Annotated in this window: 21 protein-coding genes; 9 read left to right on the plus strand and 12 right to left on the minus strand. The window is 55.1% G+C overall.

From position 1 onward, the window contains the following. Positions 1–125 precede the first annotated feature (125 nt). Positions 126–248, minus strand: coding sequence for a hypothetical protein (locus HF685_RS16560; protein WP_281352827.1), 123 nt, complete (start codon positions 246–248; stop codon positions 126–128). Between the two features lie 125 nt (positions 249–373). On the opposite strand from HF685_RS16560, the gene HF685_RS06400 reads away from it, so the two are divergent. After that, the gene (locus HF685_RS06400; protein ID WP_168818793.1) at positions 374–976 is read left to right on the plus strand and encodes an MDR/zinc-dependent alcohol dehydrogenase-like family protein; all 603 of its coding nucleotides are present in this window, start codon (positions 374–376) and stop codon (positions 974–976) included. Then, positions 973–1,419, plus strand: coding sequence for a zinc-binding dehydrogenase (locus tag HF685_RS06405; RefSeq protein ID WP_246218819.1), 447 nt, complete (start codon positions 973–975; stop codon positions 1,417–1,419). Before HF685_RS06400 ends, HF685_RS06405 begins: the two co-directional genes overlap by 4 nt. 7 nt (positions 1,420–1,426) lie before the next feature. On the opposite strand, the gene dnaJ is transcribed toward HF685_RS06405, so the two are convergent. Both dnaJ and dnaK read right to left on the minus strand, forming a co-directional pair. Beyond that, positions 1,427–2,581 (minus strand): molecular chaperone DnaJ, encoded by a 1,155-nt coding sequence (dnaJ, locus tag HF685_RS06410; protein ID WP_168818795.1) that lies wholly within the window; start codon positions 2,579–2,581, stop codon positions 1,427–1,429. 87 nt (positions 2,582–2,668) lie between these two features. Further along, entirely contained in the window at positions 2,669–4,621 is a 1,953-nt protein-coding gene (gene dnaK, locus HF685_RS06415) for a molecular chaperone DnaK (protein ID WP_168818796.1), read from the minus strand. Positions 4,622–4,823: 202 nt separating this feature from the next. On the opposite strand from dnaK, the gene HF685_RS06420 reads away from it, so the two are divergent. Together HF685_RS06420 and HF685_RS06425 are read left to right on the plus strand one after the other, a co-directional pair. Continuing rightward, positions 4,824–5,288 carry a copper chaperone PCu(A)C gene (locus HF685_RS06420; RefSeq protein ID WP_168818797.1) on the plus strand — a complete coding sequence of 155 codons (465 nt, stop codon included), beginning with the start codon at positions 4,824–4,826 and terminating at the stop codon, positions 5,286–5,288. Then, entirely contained in the window at positions 5,289–5,741 is a 453-nt protein-coding gene (locus tag HF685_RS06425) for a vgr related protein (protein ID WP_168818798.1), read from the plus strand. Here the strand turns inward: HF685_RS06425 and HF685_RS06430 are convergent. Together HF685_RS06430 and HF685_RS06435 are read right to left on the minus strand one after the other, a co-directional pair. Then, positions 5,730–7,151 carry an MATE family efflux transporter gene (locus HF685_RS06430; RefSeq protein WP_168818799.1) on the minus strand — a complete coding sequence of 474 codons (1,422 nt, stop codon included), beginning with the start codon at positions 7,149–7,151 and terminating at the stop codon, positions 5,730–5,732. The genes HF685_RS06425 and HF685_RS06430 overlap by 12 nt on opposite strands. 61 nt (positions 7,152–7,212) lie before the next feature. Further along, entirely contained in the window at positions 7,213–7,512 is a 300-nt protein-coding gene (locus HF685_RS06435; protein WP_168818800.1) for a YMGG-like glycine zipper-containing protein, read from the minus strand. 207 nt (positions 7,513–7,719) lie between these two features. Between HF685_RS06435 and HF685_RS06440 the strand changes: the two genes are divergently transcribed. Next, the gene (locus tag HF685_RS06440) at positions 7,720–9,075 is read left to right on the plus strand and encodes a GntP family permease (protein ID WP_168818801.1); all 1,356 of its coding nucleotides are present in this window, start codon (positions 7,720–7,722) and stop codon (positions 9,073–9,075) included. Next, positions 9,076–9,561, plus strand: a complete 486-nt coding sequence (locus HF685_RS06445) for a GNAT family N-acetyltransferase (protein WP_168818802.1) — start codon at positions 9,076–9,078, stop codon at positions 9,559–9,561. It abuts the gene before it with no gap. A gap of 31 nt (positions 9,562–9,592) precedes the next feature. On the opposite strand, the gene HF685_RS06450 is transcribed toward HF685_RS06445, so the two are convergent. Continuing rightward, on the minus strand, positions 9,593–10,018 hold the full coding sequence (locus HF685_RS06450; RefSeq protein WP_168818803.1) for a MarR family winged helix-turn-helix transcriptional regulator: 426 nt from the start codon (positions 10,016–10,018) through the stop codon (positions 9,593–9,595). A gap of 81 nt (positions 10,019–10,099) precedes the next feature. Between HF685_RS06450 and HF685_RS06455 the strand changes: the two genes are divergently transcribed. Further along, positions 10,100–11,149 carry a zinc-dependent alcohol dehydrogenase gene (locus HF685_RS06455; RefSeq protein ID WP_168818804.1) on the plus strand — a complete coding sequence of 350 codons (1,050 nt, stop codon included), beginning with the start codon at positions 10,100–10,102 and terminating at the stop codon, positions 11,147–11,149. Positions 11,150–11,166: 17 nt separating this feature from the next. Here the strand turns inward: HF685_RS06455 and HF685_RS06460 are convergent, their stop codons facing one another. From HF685_RS06460 to hrcA, 5 genes are all read right to left on the minus strand, one after another. Next, complete coding sequence (locus tag HF685_RS06460) at positions 11,167–11,763, minus strand: PadR family transcriptional regulator (RefSeq protein ID WP_168818805.1); 597 nt, start codon at positions 11,761–11,763, stop codon at positions 11,167–11,169. Positions 11,764–11,942: 179 nt separating this feature from the next. Further along, on the minus strand, positions 11,943–12,602 hold the full coding sequence (locus HF685_RS16090; protein ID WP_211051407.1) for a Rieske (2Fe-2S) protein: 660 nt from the start codon (positions 12,600–12,602) through the stop codon (positions 11,943–11,945). A 12-nt stretch (positions 12,603–12,614) separates the two neighbouring features. Further along, complete coding sequence (locus HF685_RS06470) at positions 12,615–13,394, minus strand: MBL fold metallo-hydrolase (protein ID WP_168818806.1); 780 nt, start codon at positions 13,392–13,394, stop codon at positions 12,615–12,617. 8 nt (positions 13,395–13,402) lie between these two features. Next, the gene (grpE, locus tag HF685_RS06475; protein WP_168818807.1) at positions 13,403–14,005 is read right to left on the minus strand and encodes a nucleotide exchange factor GrpE; all 603 of its coding nucleotides are present in this window, start codon (positions 14,003–14,005) and stop codon (positions 13,403–13,405) included. A gap of 23 nt (positions 14,006–14,028) precedes the next feature. Next, positions 14,029–15,075: a heat-inducible transcriptional repressor HrcA gene (hrcA, locus tag HF685_RS06480; RefSeq protein ID WP_168818808.1), complete on the minus strand. Its 1,047-nt coding sequence runs from the start codon at positions 15,073–15,075 to the stop codon at positions 14,029–14,031. A 266-nt stretch (positions 15,076–15,341) separates the two neighbouring features. Between hrcA and rph the strand changes: the two genes are divergently transcribed. Both rph and rdgB read left to right on the plus strand, forming a co-directional pair. Further along, positions 15,342–16,055 (plus strand): ribonuclease PH, encoded by a 714-nt coding sequence (gene rph, locus HF685_RS06485; protein ID WP_168818809.1) that lies wholly within the window; start codon positions 15,342–15,344, stop codon positions 16,053–16,055. 119 nt (positions 16,056–16,174) lie between these two features. Continuing rightward, entirely contained in the window at positions 16,175–16,804 is a 630-nt protein-coding gene (gene rdgB, locus HF685_RS06490; RefSeq protein ID WP_168818810.1) for an RdgB/HAM1 family non-canonical purine NTP pyrophosphatase, read from the plus strand. A 134-nt stretch (positions 16,805–16,938) separates the two neighbouring features. Here rdgB and HF685_RS06495 read toward each other — a convergent pair whose 3' ends face one another. Further along, a complete protein-coding gene (locus HF685_RS06495; protein ID WP_168818811.1) occupies positions 16,939–17,370 on the minus strand; it encodes a CAP domain-containing protein in 432 nt (143 codons plus the stop codon). Positions 17,371–17,381 lie beyond the last annotated feature (11 nt).

The following is a 17,381-nucleotide window of genomic DNA, read 5'->3' on the forward strand; positions in this document are numbered from 1 at the left end:
GCGACAGGTGTAATTACCCCTATATAAAGCGACCTGCATTACCATTGTGCGGCCTACGCACCGATCATCAAAAAAAGCCCCCGCCGATATTGTCAGCGGAGGCTTCGAAACTTATGCGGACTCAATCACTCCGATGCGGAGCCCTCTGCGACAACTTCTTGAACTCCAACTTCTGGAACGGCCATGACAGGCTTAACCACCGGCGCTGCGGCAATCTGCACGGGAACATCTTCCTTGGTGCGGGACATCGACTTCGGTTTACCGGAACTCGCGAGGGATGAGATGCTATTGCCCGCAACTATCGAACGCTTTCCCAAAGGATGGCGGTGCTTGCTACCCAAAATGCTACTTGTGAACTTGTCAGCGACGCATATTGAAAATCTCCCACCAAATTGAAGTGCAGGAGCCGAATATCTCTATTCAAAACCGCAGAGTTTTTATCAGGCAGCGCCCCAATGGCATGCCGACCATCGACGACTTTGGCGTAGAAGATGTCACGATCAATAACATTCCCGACGGGCATGTCGTCGCAAAGGTGGATACGCTTTCGATGGATGCATGGATCCGCACGACGTTGAACGACGCCGGTATGCACAAGACAGGTGATATCGGCACGACCATCCGGGCCTTTGGCGTTGGACAAGTCGTGGAAAGTAAAAGTGACAAACTGGCGGTTGGCGACTGGGTCTATGGTATATTATCCGCGCAAACCCATGCACTTGTGCCTGATGCTGCGGTGACAAAAGTGGAGCCGGAAAAAGATATAGAACCGAGTGCTTTTGTGGGACCACTGGGCATCACGACCGGTCTAACCGCGTGGGTTGGATTGGTGATGGTGGGAGAGGTCAAGGAAGGGGAAACGGTCGTTGTTTCCGGTGCCGCCGGTGCGGTGGGATCAGTGGTCGTGCAACTCGCCAAAGCGCGGGGGCTAAAGTTATCGGCATTGCCGGTGGCGCTGAAAAATGTGCTTATCTGACCGGGAAACTCGGAGCCGATGCCGCAGTGGATTATAAAAATTCCGATATTGCCGAGCAACTTGCGAAAGCCGCGCCCGATGGCGTGGATGTATTTTTTGACAATGTCGGCGGCGAATTGCTCGATATCGTGCTCGATAATCTGGCCCCCGCCGGGGCGCGCGTCGCGATCTGCGGCGCGATCTCGCAATATCAGCATCTCGAAGATGTGCGAGGGCCCAAATTATATCTGCGATTGGCAGAACGGAATGCCATGATGAAGGGCTTTGTAGTCAGTCACTATGCTTCTGAATTTCCCCGCGCCGCTGCGGAGATTTCCGAACTTATGCGATCAGGTAAACTGACCCTGCCGGAACATGTTGTGGATGGGATTGATCGCTTCCCAGAAGCCCTGTTCATGCTCTTTAACGGTGGTCATCATGGTAATCTGGTCGTGAAACCATAAGGCGCAATCACTCTGTCAGGTCTTCCCACGCATCTTTCAGTTTACCAAAAAAGCCTGTCGAATTAGGGGTTTCGTCACCGGTTTCGGTTTCCTGAAACTCGCGGAGGATGAGGCGCTGTTGTTTGGTCAGCTTGGTAGGCGTTTCGACTTCAATTTGCACCACCATATCGCCATTACCGCGTCCGCGCAGAACCGGCATGCCAGCGCCGCGCTGACGGATCTGTTTGCCGGACTGGATGCCTGCCGGAATACGGATTTCATGCTGGACGCCGTCGAGGCCGGGAATGGTGATTTCACCACCGAGCGCGGCCAAAGTGAAACTGATCGGCGCGCGGGTGAACAAAGTTGTGCCTTCACGCTCGAAGATATTGTGCCGTTCAAGGTGGATGAAAATATATAAATCGCCGGGAGGCGCGCCGCGTGCGCCGGCCTCGCCTTTGCCGGTTAATCGGATACGCGTTCCGCTATCAACACCGGCAGGAATTTCCACTTCCAGTGCCTGCGCCTTGTCCACCCGTCCCTCGCCGTAACAGACATGACACGGGTTTTCGATAACTTCTCCGCGGCCCTGACAGCTTGCGCAGGTGCGTTCGACCACGAAGAAACCTTGCTGCGCCCGGACTTTACCATGGCCGTGGCAGGTGCCACATTGTTTGACGCCAGTGCCCGGTTCCGCGCCGGAGCCATCGCATTCGTCGCAGCCGACCGAAACATCAATTTCGATCTCGGTCTTTTTGCCGTGGAAAGCGTCTTCGAGACTGATTTCCATATCGTAACGCAAATCCGCGCCGCGTGCGGGACCGCGCTGTCGTTGCTGGCCGCCAAGTCCACCACCACCACCGCCGAATATCGTCTCGAAAATATCGCCAATGTCACTGAAGCCCTGCTGACCGCCGCCAAATCCGCCGCCGCCCGCGTTATTGCCACCGCCGTTGGTAAACGCCGCATGACCATAGCGATCATAAGCGGCACGTTTCTGCGGGTCTTTCAGAACTTCATAGGCTTCACTGATGTTTTTAAACTTGGCTTCTGCTTCGGCATCGCCCTGATTTTTATCCGGGTGCCATTGCATGGCCAGCTTGCGATAGGAGGACTTCAGCGTCGCGCCGTCACAATCGCGCGATACGCCGAGCTGCTCATAATAATCGATTTCGGTTGCCATGATTATCCCTCAGCCCCCCAGCTGACCATATTGAAAATGAAAAACCCGCCACCCCTGAAAATAGGAGCGACGGGCTTGTTCACAATATTACTCAGCCGCTTTGGCGTCTTCTTTTTTCTTGTCGTCATCATCATCAGAATCGTCCACTTCGGAAAATTCTGCATCGACAACATCATCGTCAGCCTTGGCCGCCGCGTCCGCAGCAGCTGAATCATCGGCATCACCGCCCGCAGCTTGCTCGGCTTCATAGATTTTCTGACCCATTTGCATGGAAACCTGCGCCAGCGCTTCGGACTGCGTCTTCATCGCTTCCGCATCGCCGCCTTCAATCGCTTCCTTGGTCTTGGTGACCGCTTCTTCGATCTGGCCTTTGAGATCAGCATCAATCTTGTCGCCGTGCTCGGCAAGCTGTTTCTCGGTCGTGTGGACAAGGCTTTCCGCGTTGTTTTTCGCTTCTGCATCCGCGCGGCGTTTTTTATCTTCTTCGGCAAATTTTTCAGCATCCTGAACCATCTGCTCGATGTCGTTATCGGACAATCCACCCGAAGCCTGGATCTTGATCTGCTGTTCCTTGCCGGTGCCTTTGTCTTTCGCAGACACGTTGACGATACCGTTGGCGTCAATATCAAACGTCACATCAATCTGAGGCACGCCGCGTGGTGCTGGCGGAATACCAACCAGATCAAACTGGCCTAGCATCTTGTTGTCCGCTGCCATTTCACGCTCACCCTGGAAAACCCGGATCGTAACCGCCTGCTGATTATCATCAGCGGTCGAATAGACCTGCGATTTCTTCGTCGGGATCGTCGTGTTGCGGTCGATCATGCGGGTGAACACACCGCCGAGGGTTTCGATACCCAACGACAATGGCGTTACATCAAGCAGGAGGACGTCTTTGACATCGCCCTGCAAAACACCAGCTTGAATGGCAGCGCCCATGGCGACCACTTCGTCCGGGTTCACGCCTGTGTGCACTTCCTTGCCGAAGAATTTCTCAACTGTTTCGCGAACCAGCGGCATACGGGTCATACCGCCAACCATCACAACTTCGTCAATTTCTTTGGCATCAACGCCTGCGTCTTTCAGTGCCTTCTTGCACGGATCAAGCGTACGTTTGACAAGATCACCAACCAGCTTTTCCAGGTCGCTACGGCTGATGGATTTCACCAGGTGCTTGGGACCATTTTGGTCAGCGGTAATGAATGGCAGGTTGACTTCGGTTGTCTGCGCGCTGGAAAGCTCGATTTTTGCTTTTTCAGCCGCTTCTTTCAAGCGTTGCAGCGCAAGCTTGTCTTTGGTGAGGTCGATGCTTTCCGCTTTTTTGAAATCAGCTGCGAGAAACTCAACCAGCTTGGCATCAAAATCTTCACCGCCGAGGAAGGTATCGCCGTTGGTTGATTTCACTTCGAAAACACCGTCGCCGATTTCAAGGATCGAAATATCAAACGTACCGCCGCCAAGGTCATAAACAGCGATGGTCTTGCCGTCATTCTTGTCGAGGCCATATGCCAAGGCTGCAGCGGTTGGCTCGTTGATAATCCGCAGCACTTCCAGACCGGCCACTTTACCGGCATCTTTGGTCGCCTGACGCTGGGCGTCGTTGAAATAGGCAGGAACGGTAATGACCGCCTGGGTTACGGTTTCACCAAGATAGCTCTCGGCGGTTTCTTTCATTTTCTGCAAAATATAGGCGGAAATCTGGGCAGGAGAATAATCTTCACCGCCCGCTTTCACCCAAGCATCGCCGTTGCCGCCTTTGACTATGGGATAAGGAACCAGTTCCATATCCTTCTTTGTCATCGGATCATCGAACCGGCGACCGATAAGGCGCTTCACTGCAAAAATCGTGCTTTCGGGATTGGTTACGGCCTGGCGTTTCGCTGGCTGACCAATCAGACGCTCACCGTCTTTGGTAAAAGCAACAACCGACGGCGTTGTCCGCGCGCCTTCTGCATTTTCAATAACTTTCGGCTTGCCGCCGTCCATAACCGCCACACATGAGTTGGTGGTTCCCAAATCAATACCGATAACTTTAGCCATAAATCCCTCAATCAATTGTAGTCGTTGTTTCCCGTAATTGGGCAAAAAATACCGCCCGGCCCATTGTTTTCAGCACCGATACGGCTTCGGCTTTGGATATAGGTGGCATTTTTCTTTGGACAAGGCATGGGACAAGTTTGAATTGAAAATTATGGGTGGCAGTCCCATATATTGGAGAGATTACAGGATTTTATGGAGTAATATGATGAAACCGCTTTCCATTTTTTCCGCCCTGACAGCGAGTGTTTTTCTGGCATCATGCGGCCAGGGCGATGTTTTATTTGCCGATAATGCGGTGATCAACCTCTCTCCCGTCGAGGGCAACCCGGCATCCGGCTATATGGATTTGCACGGCGGTCGCTTGGATGTGGAACTGGTTGGCGTTACATCAGACGACGTTCTGCGCATGGAAATGCACGAAACAGTTGAAGAAAACGGCATGGCGACGATGAAGCCGATCAAATCGGTAAAAATTCCGCGCGGCAAAACGGTGAAATTCGAGCCCGGCGGCAAGCATCTCATGGTCTGGGGTGTCGGCGGCGGATCAGTGAAGCGCGGATTGCTCGACATGACCTTGATCTATTCCAATGATGACCGGATAAAAATTCAGGCGGTGGTGAAAAAACCGGGTACGCCCGATGAAGACAGCAAAAAGGACGCCGGTTAATTGACCCAAGGCCGCCCGCTGACGGACGCGGAGATTAACTTGTGTCGCAGCATATTTAACGATGCGATAGACTATCGCCGGGTACGGGTGTTCAACCGCAAATGGTGGCCCTTTCAACCGCGAAAGGTAACCATGGCACCGGATGGCAATATCTGGTTCCATCCCAACAATGGGTTATTTTGCGACGATTTTTGCGGCGCGCAAAATAACATCCAAGCGCTGTTCATTCATGAAATGGTCCACGTCTGGCAGCATCAGCAGGGCGTCTTTCTTCCTCTCGCGCGCCATCCGTTCTGTAGCTACGATTACGAACTTCTGCCGGAAAAACCGTTCCGCAAATATGGTATTGAGCAGCAGGCGGAGATTGTTAGTCATGTGTTTTTGTTGAAACAGGGTGTGCGATTGAAAAATGGCTATACGTTAATGCAATATGCCAATTTGCTACCTTTTTGACAGCGACTGAGCGGGCAACAACCCAATCCTCTCACGCATCATCCAGCGCGATAGCATCAGCACCGCAACAATGCCCAAACCGCTGGCGAGGCCGATCCAGATGCCTAGCCCTCGCCAATCCAGCCAGAACGCCAGCCCCGCTCCAACGCCAATGCCGATCACCCAATAACCAAAGGCGGCGATGATCATCGGGATTTTGGTATCATGCAATCCGCGTAGCATACCCGCGCCGACAACCTGCGCGCCATCAAAAATCTGGAATAGCGCAGCAATGGCAAGAAAGCTCACCGCCAGTTGCAGCACTTCCATGTTTTGCGGTGTATTGCCCTCCATAAACAAGCCCGCGAGTTGCCATGGAAACATCCAGATAAATAATGCCATGACCGACATAAAGCCGGTACCGAGGACAAAACTCGTCCATCCCGCGCGCTGTATCCATACCGGATCACGCTTGCCGAAACCAATGCCGACCCGCACCGTTGCTGCTTGCGCCAGCCCCATCGGCACCATGAAAGTGAGCGAGGCGATTTGCAGCGCGATCGCGTGCGCGGCAACTGATGCTGTATCAATCAGACCCATGAGCAGCACAGCGCCTGCGAAAATACCCCCTTCGAGCCCCATGGTCACGGCAATCGGCAAGCCGAGCCGCCAAAGTTGTGCATATCTGTGCCAGTCGGGCCGCCAGAACCGGCCAAATAATTGGTATCTCCGGAATTTGGGATGGAACAGCAATACCAGAACCATACCGCCAAACATCAGCATATTGGTCAGCACGCTGCCGATGCCAGCGCCCATCAACCCCAAGGCGGGGAAGCCCAGTTTGCCGAAGATGAGAATATAGTTAAAAATCGCATTGCCGATGACACCCGCGACGCCAATGATCAGCGACCATATCGGTTTCTCCAGCGTCGACAAAAAATTGCGCGCGACCAAGGTGAACAGAAAGAACAGGATCGACCACATGTAAGCACGAACGTAGACCGCCGCCTTTGCGGCCAGCTCCGGCACTTGCCCCATGAAGAGCAGCACCGCCTCGGTATTCCACAGGAAAATCCAGAACGGGATCATGACGGTAAAGGCAGCCCACATCGCCTGCCGAAAAGTCCGGCGCAGATCGCGCACGCTATGGGCCATCCGGCCAATTTCGCTGGCCATCATCGGGGCAGATGCTGTCACCAGCCCCATGCAGAAAATCGCGCAGATCATGGCAAGGTTGAAGCCAAGGGACGATGCCGCCAGTTCCTCCGCTCCGAGCCAACCGACCATCAGAACATCGGTCGCACCAATCAGCGACATGGTAAGATTGGTCAGGATCAGCGGCCAAGCCAATGAAGCGGTGGCGCGCAACTCAGCACGCCATGGATTACCGGGCGGTAATTTACTATCAGATATTTGTGCCGGGCGGTCCATGCGCGGCTCGATAGCCGAGAGCGGTGGCCCGCGCTAGAAAAACCGCCCCACCGATCTCCGATCAGCGCGGATCGTCGGGATAGCCTGCCGTGCCGTAGCAATCATCATCGAGCCTGCCATTGCGATCATAACCATCGCAGCCGTCATTTTTATCGATGAAATAACCACCCGCTGCGCCTGCAGCAGCGCCAATGGCAGCGCCTGTCAACACATCGCCTCCGGTAATCGCACCGACCGCAGCACCCGCCACGGCTCCGGCACCCGCGCCTTCAGCGGCATAATTGCCCGCGCATGCAGACAGCGATAATGATGAAAGGGCCAAAGTCGATGCGGCGATAGATTTTTTTGCAGTTCCAAGCATGAAGAATACTCCTGATTTCAAGTCCGTTGCCCCCTTGCTTGGATAAAACACGCCGCAAGCGCTATGGTTCCTGAACAATCCGGTCAGACACGGTAAAGCGCGCCATCCACGGGCCGATTGGTGCAGAACTGCGATAATATTGTCTCTTGCGGCGATGACACTCTGTCTGCCAAGAGACAGAAAAGTTAAATAGGGGGACGCGCACTAATGCTATCGGCAATCGGGCTAATCGGCGGACTGGCACTGCTCATCTGGATGACGGTGCGGGGGGTTAACATCCTGATCGCTGGCCCTGTAGCCGCAGCCGTTGTCGCGCTGACCAGCGGCCTCGCCTGGCTACCCCCCCTTGCCGCTGAAGGCGCTCCCGATTTTGCGACTGCCTATATGGACGGCTTTGTAGGATTTTTCGCCAGTTGGTTTTTCATGTTCCTGCTCGGCGCGATATTCGGCGAGATCATGGGAGCGAGCGGGGCTGCGGCCAGCGTTGCCCACTGGGTTATAGAGAAAATCGGAATAAAACACGCAGTGCTAGCAGTGGTCGCTGCCTGCGCGATATTGACCTACGGCGGCGTGAGCGTGTTCATCGTCTCGTTCAGCGTCTATTCGCTCGCGGTGCATCTATTTCGCGAGGCCGATTTGCCGCGGAGATTCATTCCCGGCGCACTGGCCTTTGGGTCGGTGACTTTCACCATGACCAGCGCCGGAAGCCCGGAAATCCAGAACCTCATCCCGATGGAATTTCTGGGAACCACGGCCTATGCCGGTTGGGAAGTCAGCTTGGTTGTGGCCTTGTTCATGGCAATCAGCGGGCATTTCTGGCTCAACCATATGGTCAAGCGCGCGGTGGCCAAGGGTGAACATTTTGTTGGCCGCGAAACCGATGATACGAATACCGACTACAGCAACCTCCCTGCGCCGCTGCTGTGCGTGATGCCGCTTGTGGCCGTCCTCGGCATATTCCTGATCTTCCAGTATCCGCAAGACATGGGACCTCTTTCGGTCATTCTACCACAAGAGTCGCTCGACAAATGGGCTTTGGTCGCCGCGCTCGGAACCGGTGCGCTGGTCGCGCTCGCTGTCGGCTATCAGAAGCTGAAAACCATGCCCGAAGCCTTTTCGCGTGGCGCTACCAGCGCAGTGGTCGCCATCACCAATACCTGCGCGGTGGTGGGATTTGGTTCGGTGGCGAAGATCTCGCCGGCTTTTCAGGAAGCGCTTGTCATAGTGCAGAATATTCCCGGCAGCCCATTGATCGGCGCAGCGATAGCGGTGACGGTGATCGCGGGCCTGACCGGTTCTGCCAGCGGCGGACAGAGCATCGCGCTTCCGTTAATTGCACCCCATTATCTTGATGTTGGCGCGCAACCCGACGAGTTGCACCGCGTTGTGGCCATCTCCTCCGGCGCGCTCGATAGTCTTCCGCATAATGGTTATGTTGTGACGACCATCCGCGCGGTATGCGGGGAAACGCACAAGGACGCCTATGGCGCAGTCGGCGCGTTAACTGTGGTTATTCCAGTGATTGGGACAATCATAGCGGTAGTGCTGTTCGCGATATTCTAGATGCCCGTAACGACCCGTCTTTATCTGCCCTCAGACCGGCAAAGATTCATCGATCTCAATCTCGATTGGATTGAGGAATATTTCAAGGTCGAGCCCAGCGATCGCGAGCAATTGGAACGGTTGGAGACTTCGATTCTGGGCAAGAATGGGCGGATTGTTATTGCAGAACTGGATGGGGCGGTTGTTGGAACCGGCGCTATTTTATCGCCGCATCATGATCCCGATGATGGCCGCACATGGTTGGAAATCATCAAAATGTCGGCGCAAAAGGATTTGCGTGGTCGAGGCATTGGCCGGGCCGTTCTGGAAGCGCTGATTACTCAGGGGCGGGAAATGGCCGCTGATGCAATCTGGCTGGAAACTAACGGCGATTTGAAGGCAGCGATCGGATTGTATGAACGCCTGGGCTTTCGCCATTTGAGCGATAATGAGCTTTGGCCCACGCCCTATGCACGATGTAATGTGCAGATGGTGCTGGAGCTCTGACTTCACGCGAGGAGGAGGTCACCGAACCTCGTCATCTGAAAGCCTTGATCAACCGCTCCATATAATCGCCAAGATTTTCAATCTCGTCATCGCTCAAAATATTCTCAATTTGCTCATTGATCTTCTGAAAAGGTGGCTGGGTGTTTTTGACAATGCGCTCGCCCTCTTCACTAAGGGTAAGGATTTTTGCCCGCCCATCGCTCTGGCTGCCTTCCCGCTGAATATAGCCAAGTTTCATCAATCGTTTGACCATCGCGGTGACGGCCGACGGATTGAGGCCGAGGGCTTGGGCGACATCTTTCTGGGTAACATCTTCTCGGTTGGCAATGGCCGAAAGCACCCCAAATTGAGCGGTGGTGATATTGTCATTATCCAAAAGGTCACGATCGGCCTGCTTCTGCATGAAGTGCGCTGCCAGTTGCAGGCGCCAGTATAACCTTAATTTGGATGCCGACATGATCCGGTCCAATATCGTTGTTGCATGGTAATGTCTCTTTGAATATAGTTCACTAGTGAAGTATATGACAGGAGCAACCCCATGATATCAACAACCATGCAGCAGCTGACCTTTGTCGCGGCCAATCATCTCGAATGGCGCGAAGTTACGGCGCCAAAAATTCAGAACCGGGGGCAAGCGATTGTCAAACCGCTGGCCGTCACGCGCTGCGATCTTGATCTGTACATTGCCAATGGTCTCGTCCCGATGAAGAATGAGCCGTTTGCTTTTGGCCATGAAATTGCTGGTGAGGTCGTTGAGATTGGCGATGATGTTACCAGTTTTAGCATTGGTGACAGGGTTATTGTACCGTTCCAGATCAACTGCGGGACTTGCAAATATTGCCGGCGGGGATTGACCAACGGATGCACCAGTGTTCCGCCCTTTTCCGCTTATGGCCTGGCGCAAAGCAGCGGAACCGAATGGGGCGGCGGGCTGAGCGACTATGTGCTGGTGCCTTATGCCGAGGCGATGCTGGTCAAGATACCTCAACAGGTTTCGCTGACGGTTGCAGCTGCGATTTCGGACAATGCCAGCGACGGCTATCGGACGGTGGCGGAGCCGCTGAAAAAATGGCCCAATGCAGAGGTGCTGATTGTCGGCGGTTTGGCGCAAAGCGTCGGCCTATTTGCCGTTCAGGCCGCAATCGCACTTGGCAGCAGCCGGGTTGTCTATACCGATTTTGACAAGGCCCGCGTCGCCCATGCAAAATCGCTGGGTGCGGAGGTCCTGGAGCGGACCTACACGGCGGAAATGCCACTGGACGGCCAATTTCCCGTCGTTGTCGATGCTTCCAATATTCCCGCCGGGTTGATTTACGCGCTGCTTTCCACTGCGCCTTGCGGATATTGCACCGGCATTTCTGCATCCGGACGCACTATGGACAATCTGCCGATCGCATCCATGTATATGAAGGGGATAACTTACGAAATCAGCCGCGTTCACGCGCGCGCAGAAATCGAGACCGTCTTACAAAGCTGTTGCGACGGGCATATTGATCATGGGCATATCATTACAACCCACGTACCCTTTTCACAGGCACAAGATGTGATGACCGATCCTGACATTAAAATAGTATTCGAAGCCGGTTAGACACTCGTTTTGGTTACCTATTTCAACCGTTCAATCTTGCCGGCCGCCTCATCGATAATTGCGGTGACATCCAAAATTTTGTCCGATCGTTTGTCCTCATCGGCCAATCGGATGCGGATTGCGCTTTTCAGGTTGTGCATCGCCCGTTTGACCGATGCGCCGTCCGATGCTTCTCCCATTTTGGAGACGCCGTCGAGCCGTTCGAGAATATGCTCGATATGCTCCTTCTCATCGGCCAATTTTTCAGTTCCGCGTTCGGTGATCGAATAGACTTTCTTGCCATCATCATCGATTTCCTCATCGATCAGATCCATTTCTGCCATCAACGTCAGCGTCGGGTAAACAATGCCGGGACTGGGCGCATAATGGCCACCGGTCAATTCCTCGATCTGTTTGATCAGGTCATAGCCATGCCGCGGCTCTTCAGCGATCAGGTGGAGCGCAATCAACTTCAGCTCGCCGCGCCCGAACATCCGCGCGCGGCGCTTGGACTTTACACCATCAAAGGCGGCTTCAGCAAAGGCGCGAGCGAATTTTTGCCCGAACTCTGCATTCCATCCGCGACCGCGACGGCCTCTTGATCCTCTGTGTCCGAATTGTTTTCCATGCATCATTAGAATATCCTATTTGTATCTTAGCTACGTTTAAGATATATCTTAATTCTCCCTCCTTCAAGCCTTGAACACAACAATTTGTTTAGAATCCTGATTTAACGGGAAAAATTATCGTGGAAACTGGATCGCAGTAGCTGATCTAAAAAACACCGAACAAAATCAAAATACCAACAAACCCATCAGCCCAATGCCCGCCATCCCTTGATCTGGCCGCTGAGACACGCACCCGTTCGTGCATCGAAACGATAGCCGTGCCAAGGGCAGGTCATGACCCCGTCCCCATCCGGCTCGCAATCCAGTGGTAGTCCCTGATGCGGACAAACCACCGGGACCGCGCATGCACTGCCATCCGCCAGCATTGCCGTACGGCGCTGCTTGTGCGGCGCGGCGCCGGCGCGCAGGGCGTTCGTCCGATAGATCATTTTCGGTTCGTCTTCGTCGATCAAATTGCCGAACAGCGCAACGTAAAATTCCCCTACGGCCTCATAATCCGTCCCCGCCACTTCCGGCACAAAGAACCGTAACGACATCCGGCAGCTATCTTCGCCAGTGTCTTCCAGCCGTGCCACTGCCCGGCCATTTTCGATACCATCGGCGAATGTCGCGTTGGTATAACCCATCCGGTCATCGTCCAGTGTCACCCGCATGCGCATCGGTGTGCCATCCACAAGCACCACATCCGCCTCCCAGCCGTTGCGACCCGCATGAATGACTTCGGCGGCAGAAAAGGTGGTTCGGTGCGTGTGGGGTAGATGTTCCCAGTCCAGCTCATCTTCAATTGCGCGCGCGGCACTGGCACCGATATCGCGCTCTAGCTGGCCAACCTCGATCATATCCATTTGCTTCCCTCCTTAAGCAGCAGCTTTGGATGCCAGATACGCATCGGCCAGTTCAACCAGTCGTTCGCGACCGAAACTGGGATCATGCCCGGCATGGACAATCTCCACCGGCATTTCGCGCAGCCGTTCCATCGTCTTGATATATTGCGGGATATCCGATCCCGGAATCGCGTCGAGCAACGCGCCATCATATATGGCATCACCGGAGAACAGCGTCCCGGTGCCGGGTTCCCACAGAGCAATGCTCCCCGGCGAATGGCCTGGCAGATGCAACACCTCGAACGCGCGATCGCCGGTATCGACAATATCACCCTCGTTCAACAGCCGCGAAGCTTCCGCTGCCTGCATCTGATGGGTTTCGGGATCAAAGCCGTCGTGCGGGATGGCGGTGAGCAGGCCACCTGAAATATCATAGCCCATCGACGCAAACCACGCCCGCGTATCGGCATCATAAGCCTCAATATTGAGCGGCAGATGGTTGGACGCGCTTTCCATATCTGGCGCTTCTGCTGGATGGACACAGCAAGTGTCAAACTCACATGCGCCGCCCATATGATCCATATGGGTGTGGGTAAGCACCACGGTGAGCGTCTTGTCAAAAAGGTCCGCTGCCGCTTCAGCCAGGCTGCCGATGCCCATGCCTGTATCGATCAACAGGTCGGTCTCGCGGCCCGCGACGTGCCAGATATTGCAGCGTAGCAGCGGATGAACATGGGGTTCCCACAGCAGCGTGACACCATCGCCAATCGAGCGCCGTTCAAACCAGCGGTCTGCAATTGGCAAGAGAGTCATCTGGTCTCCTATTCGGGCTTCTTCGCAACCCCGACAAATGCAGGCCGCAACAAGCGGTCCTTGATCACATAACCGGCCTGCATTTCCTGCACAATAGTACCGGGTTCATGCTCTTCGGTGGGAATTTCGATCATCGCCTGATGCTGGTTCGGGTCGAGCGGCAGGCCGACCGATGCGACGCGCTTCACGCCATTTTTCTCGAACACGGTTTCCAGTTCGCGGCCAGTGGCTTCAATCCCGTTGATCAGACCTTTCCACTTTTCTTCGTCCTTCACCTCCTCGGGGATGGCGGTCAATGCGCGCTGCATATTATCCATGACACTGAGCATATCGCGGGCAAACCCGGTGGCGGCATAAGCGCGGGCATCCTGCGCGTCTTTTTCCAGGCGGCGGCGGACATTCTGGGTTTCAGCCTGCGCGTATAGCACCTGCTGCTTGGCCTCGGCGAGTTCGCGCTCAAGGTTTTCAATCCGGTTTTCAGCGCTGTCCGCTTCTTCAGCCGCTTCGCCCTCTCCGCCCTGTTTCATGCTTTCCGGCACGCCTTCCAGTTCGGCCTCTACAGCTGCGTCGATCTTTTCTTCGTCTTTTACGTCAGGTTTCGTATCGCTCATTACTTTAATTCACTCATTTTCAGTTATTTGCCAAGCAGACGGGATAGTGTCTGCGCAGTGAAGTCTACCATGGGGACCACGCGCGCGTAATTCAACCTTGTCGGGCCAATCACGCCGACCACGCCAACCACCTGTCCGTCGCCATCTTTATAGGGCGCCGCTATCACAGATGAGCCGGAAAGCGAGAATAATTTATTTTCCGCGCCGATGAAAATTTTCGCCGCCACCGCATCACGGGCGCTGTCGAGCAGCCGCGCAATCTCCTGCTTGCCCTCCAGTTCATCCAGCAGCCCGCGCACGCGCTCCAAATCGCCCAGATTGCCATCCTCCAGCAGCTTCGCCTGTCCGCGCACGATCAGCACCGGCCGGTCGGCCGGATCGCGGCTCCAGGTGACGAGACCGGCTTTGACCAGTTCTTCCGAAGCCTTGTCGATGGCCAGTTCACCCGCGCTAATCTCCCGGTCGAGCACAGCCAGCGCCTGTGACAGCGTTTGCCCGCCATAGCGCGCGGTGAGATAATTGCCGGCCTCGACAAGCGCGGATTCCGAAATACCCGGCGGCAGATCGAGCACGCGGTTTTCCACGCTACCGTCTTGACTAACCAGGATCGCCAGCCCCTGCCCTTCGGATAATTTGACGAAACTGAATTGTTTGAGCACCGGCTCGCGCTTCGGCACGAGCACGAGGCCCGCACAGGAAGATAAGCCGGAGAGGATTGAAGTGGTGGCGCGCAAAGCATCCTCGACCGGGCCTTGTTCGGTAATCTGGCTCTCAATCGCGTCGCGCTCTTCCTGCGAAGGCTCCGCCGCCTGCATCATGCCATCGACAAACAGCCGCAGCCCCAATTCGGTCGGCATCCGCCCCGCGCTGGTATGCGGCGCGGCGAGCAGGCCCAGTTCCTCCAGATCCTGCATCACATTGCGGATCGAGGCGGGGGATAGCTCCAGCGGCGAAATTTTGGAGATAGTGCGAGACCCCACCGGCGCACCTGATTCCAGATACGCCTCCACAACCACGCGGAAAATATCGCGGGTGCGGTCGTTCATTTCGGTGATGGGTGTGGTGGTCATGGGTTGTAGATAGAGAGTTTGTTGATTTGATTCCAGCACTACTCCTCTCCCCTTGAGGGAGAGGATAGATTTGGTTGCGAACTTGTTCGCTAGCAATTCTTGGTGAGGGGTGGCGGCTGCGCGCTGCGCCAGATTTCCCTCACCTACTCCGACTAAGCAGACAAGCTGCTAAGTCTTCGATGTCCTCTCCCTCAAGGGGAGAGGAGGGTTGCGCAAATTGGCAACTCTTCTAAACACACCCCCAACAAGCCACAGGAGAATCACACATGCGCCCATCAGGACGCGCGCCGGACGAGATGCGCGCTATTTCTATCGAAACAGGTTTCACCAAACACGCCGAGGGATCATGCCTGATTTCATTTGGTGATACGCGGGTGCTGTGCACTGCCAGCGTCGAAACAAGCTTGCCGCCGTGGATGCGCGGTAAAGGCACCGGCTGGGTCACCGGCGAATATTCCATGCTCCCGCGCGCCACCCACACCCGCGGTTCACGCGAAGCGGCACGCGGCAAGCAATCGGGTAGAACACAGGAAATTCAACGTCTTATCGGACGCTCTTTACGCAGTGTGGTCGATTTGAAAAAACTCGGCGAGCGGCAGATCACGCTGGATTGCGATGTGATACAGGCCGATGGCGGCACCCGTACCGCCTCAATCAGCGGCGCATGGGTTGCGCTGCGGCTCGCGGTCAATGGTTTGATGGATCAGAAAGTGTTGAGCGAAGACCCTATCCAGCAAAAGATCGCTGCGATTAGCTGCGGTATTTTTGACGGCACACCGGTGCTTGATCTGGATTATGACGAGGATAGCAACGCCGGGGCCGATGCGAATTTCGTGCTGACGGGTGATGGCAATATCGCGGAGGCGCAAGCGACGGCGGAGGGTGAAACGTTTGATGATGAAGGGCTTATGAGACTCATGCGGCTGGCCAAAATCGGTTGCGGCCAGATTTTTGAAGCGCAGGATAAGGCTGTTAGCTAAGTTTTATTGAGAAAAAATACTCGTCATGCTGAACTTGTTTCAGCATCCACCTTTCGGTCCGCGCAGGCCTTGAAATGGATCCTGAAACAAGTTCAGGATGACGCGGTGGGAAATATAACATGACTTCTCCACGCAAACTCACTCCCGGCAAGCTTATCATCGCCAGCCATAACCAAGGCAAGGTCCGCGAAATCCGCGGCTTGCTGGAACCCTATGGCATCGAACCTGTTTCGGCGGGCGATCTGAACCTGCCCGAACCCGAAGAAACCGGCACCACCTTCGCCGAAAATGCACTGCTCAAGGCCCGCGCCAGCGCGGAGGGCGCGGGTTGCGTGGCGCTCGCTGATGACAGCGGGCTTTGTGTTAAAGCGCTGGATGGCCGTCCCGGCGTATACACCGCAGACTGGGCTGAACGGCAGTGGTTTGAGGGGGAAAAAGGCCGCGACTGGTATATGGCGATGGGTAAGGTGGAGGGAAAACTCGCTGAGCAAGGCCCGGATGCTGACCGTAGCGCATATTTCATCTGCACGTTGGCGCTGGCTTGGCCCGATGGACATTCGGAAGTTTTCGAAGGTCGCGTTTCCGGCAATTTGATCTGGCCACCACGCGGGACATTGGGCTTTGGTTATGATCCGGTGTTTCAGCCGGTCGGCTTTGAACAAACGTTTGCCGAACTCGACCCGCAGCAGAAACACAACATGAGCCACCGGGCGGATGCGTTTGAGAAATTGGTGGCGGCCTGCTTCTAACCCTGTGCTTATCGTTATCTCCCCGCTCATGGTGAGCCTGCCGAACCATCCTTCGACAAGCTCAGGATGAGCGGTTATGCAAAGGTATTGCTAATATTTGCCAAAGCTCCCGATCAAGTTCGAAGCGCCAGGTCTTAGAAAACCCGCTGGCCGATAAAATTACCCGGCGGACTATAGCGACACACCAGAACATCGCGCTGGGCATTGCTGGCAATCCCGCAACCTATCTTGGTCGTATTGCGCCAGATAATCTGCGTGTAATGCCCCACATCCTGCCATTGGCCGGTCGTGCTCACATCAGGAAACACGCCGTCCCTGAAAAACTGTTTTTCATTGATCCAGCCGTCCACCATTTGTTTGAACGAAAACGCGCTTGCCGTTCCCGCCCATAGATTCTCGCCCTGATTGGGCCGCGAAGCGCCCGGGCTGTGCTCAAACTTGCCATTGGCAATCAAAACTTCGGCATAGGCGAGCGCCGCCGCGTTTAGATCGGCATCCAGCACAACCGGCCCAACACCAACCTCGGCGCGCGCCGCATTATGTTCGGCAAGCATGACATCCAGCATCGCGCTGCCGG

Source organism: Parasphingorhabdus halotolerans, assembly GCF_012516475.1.
Taxonomy (GTDB): domain Bacteria; phylum Pseudomonadota; class Alphaproteobacteria; order Sphingomonadales; family Sphingomonadaceae; genus Parasphingorhabdus; species Parasphingorhabdus halotolerans.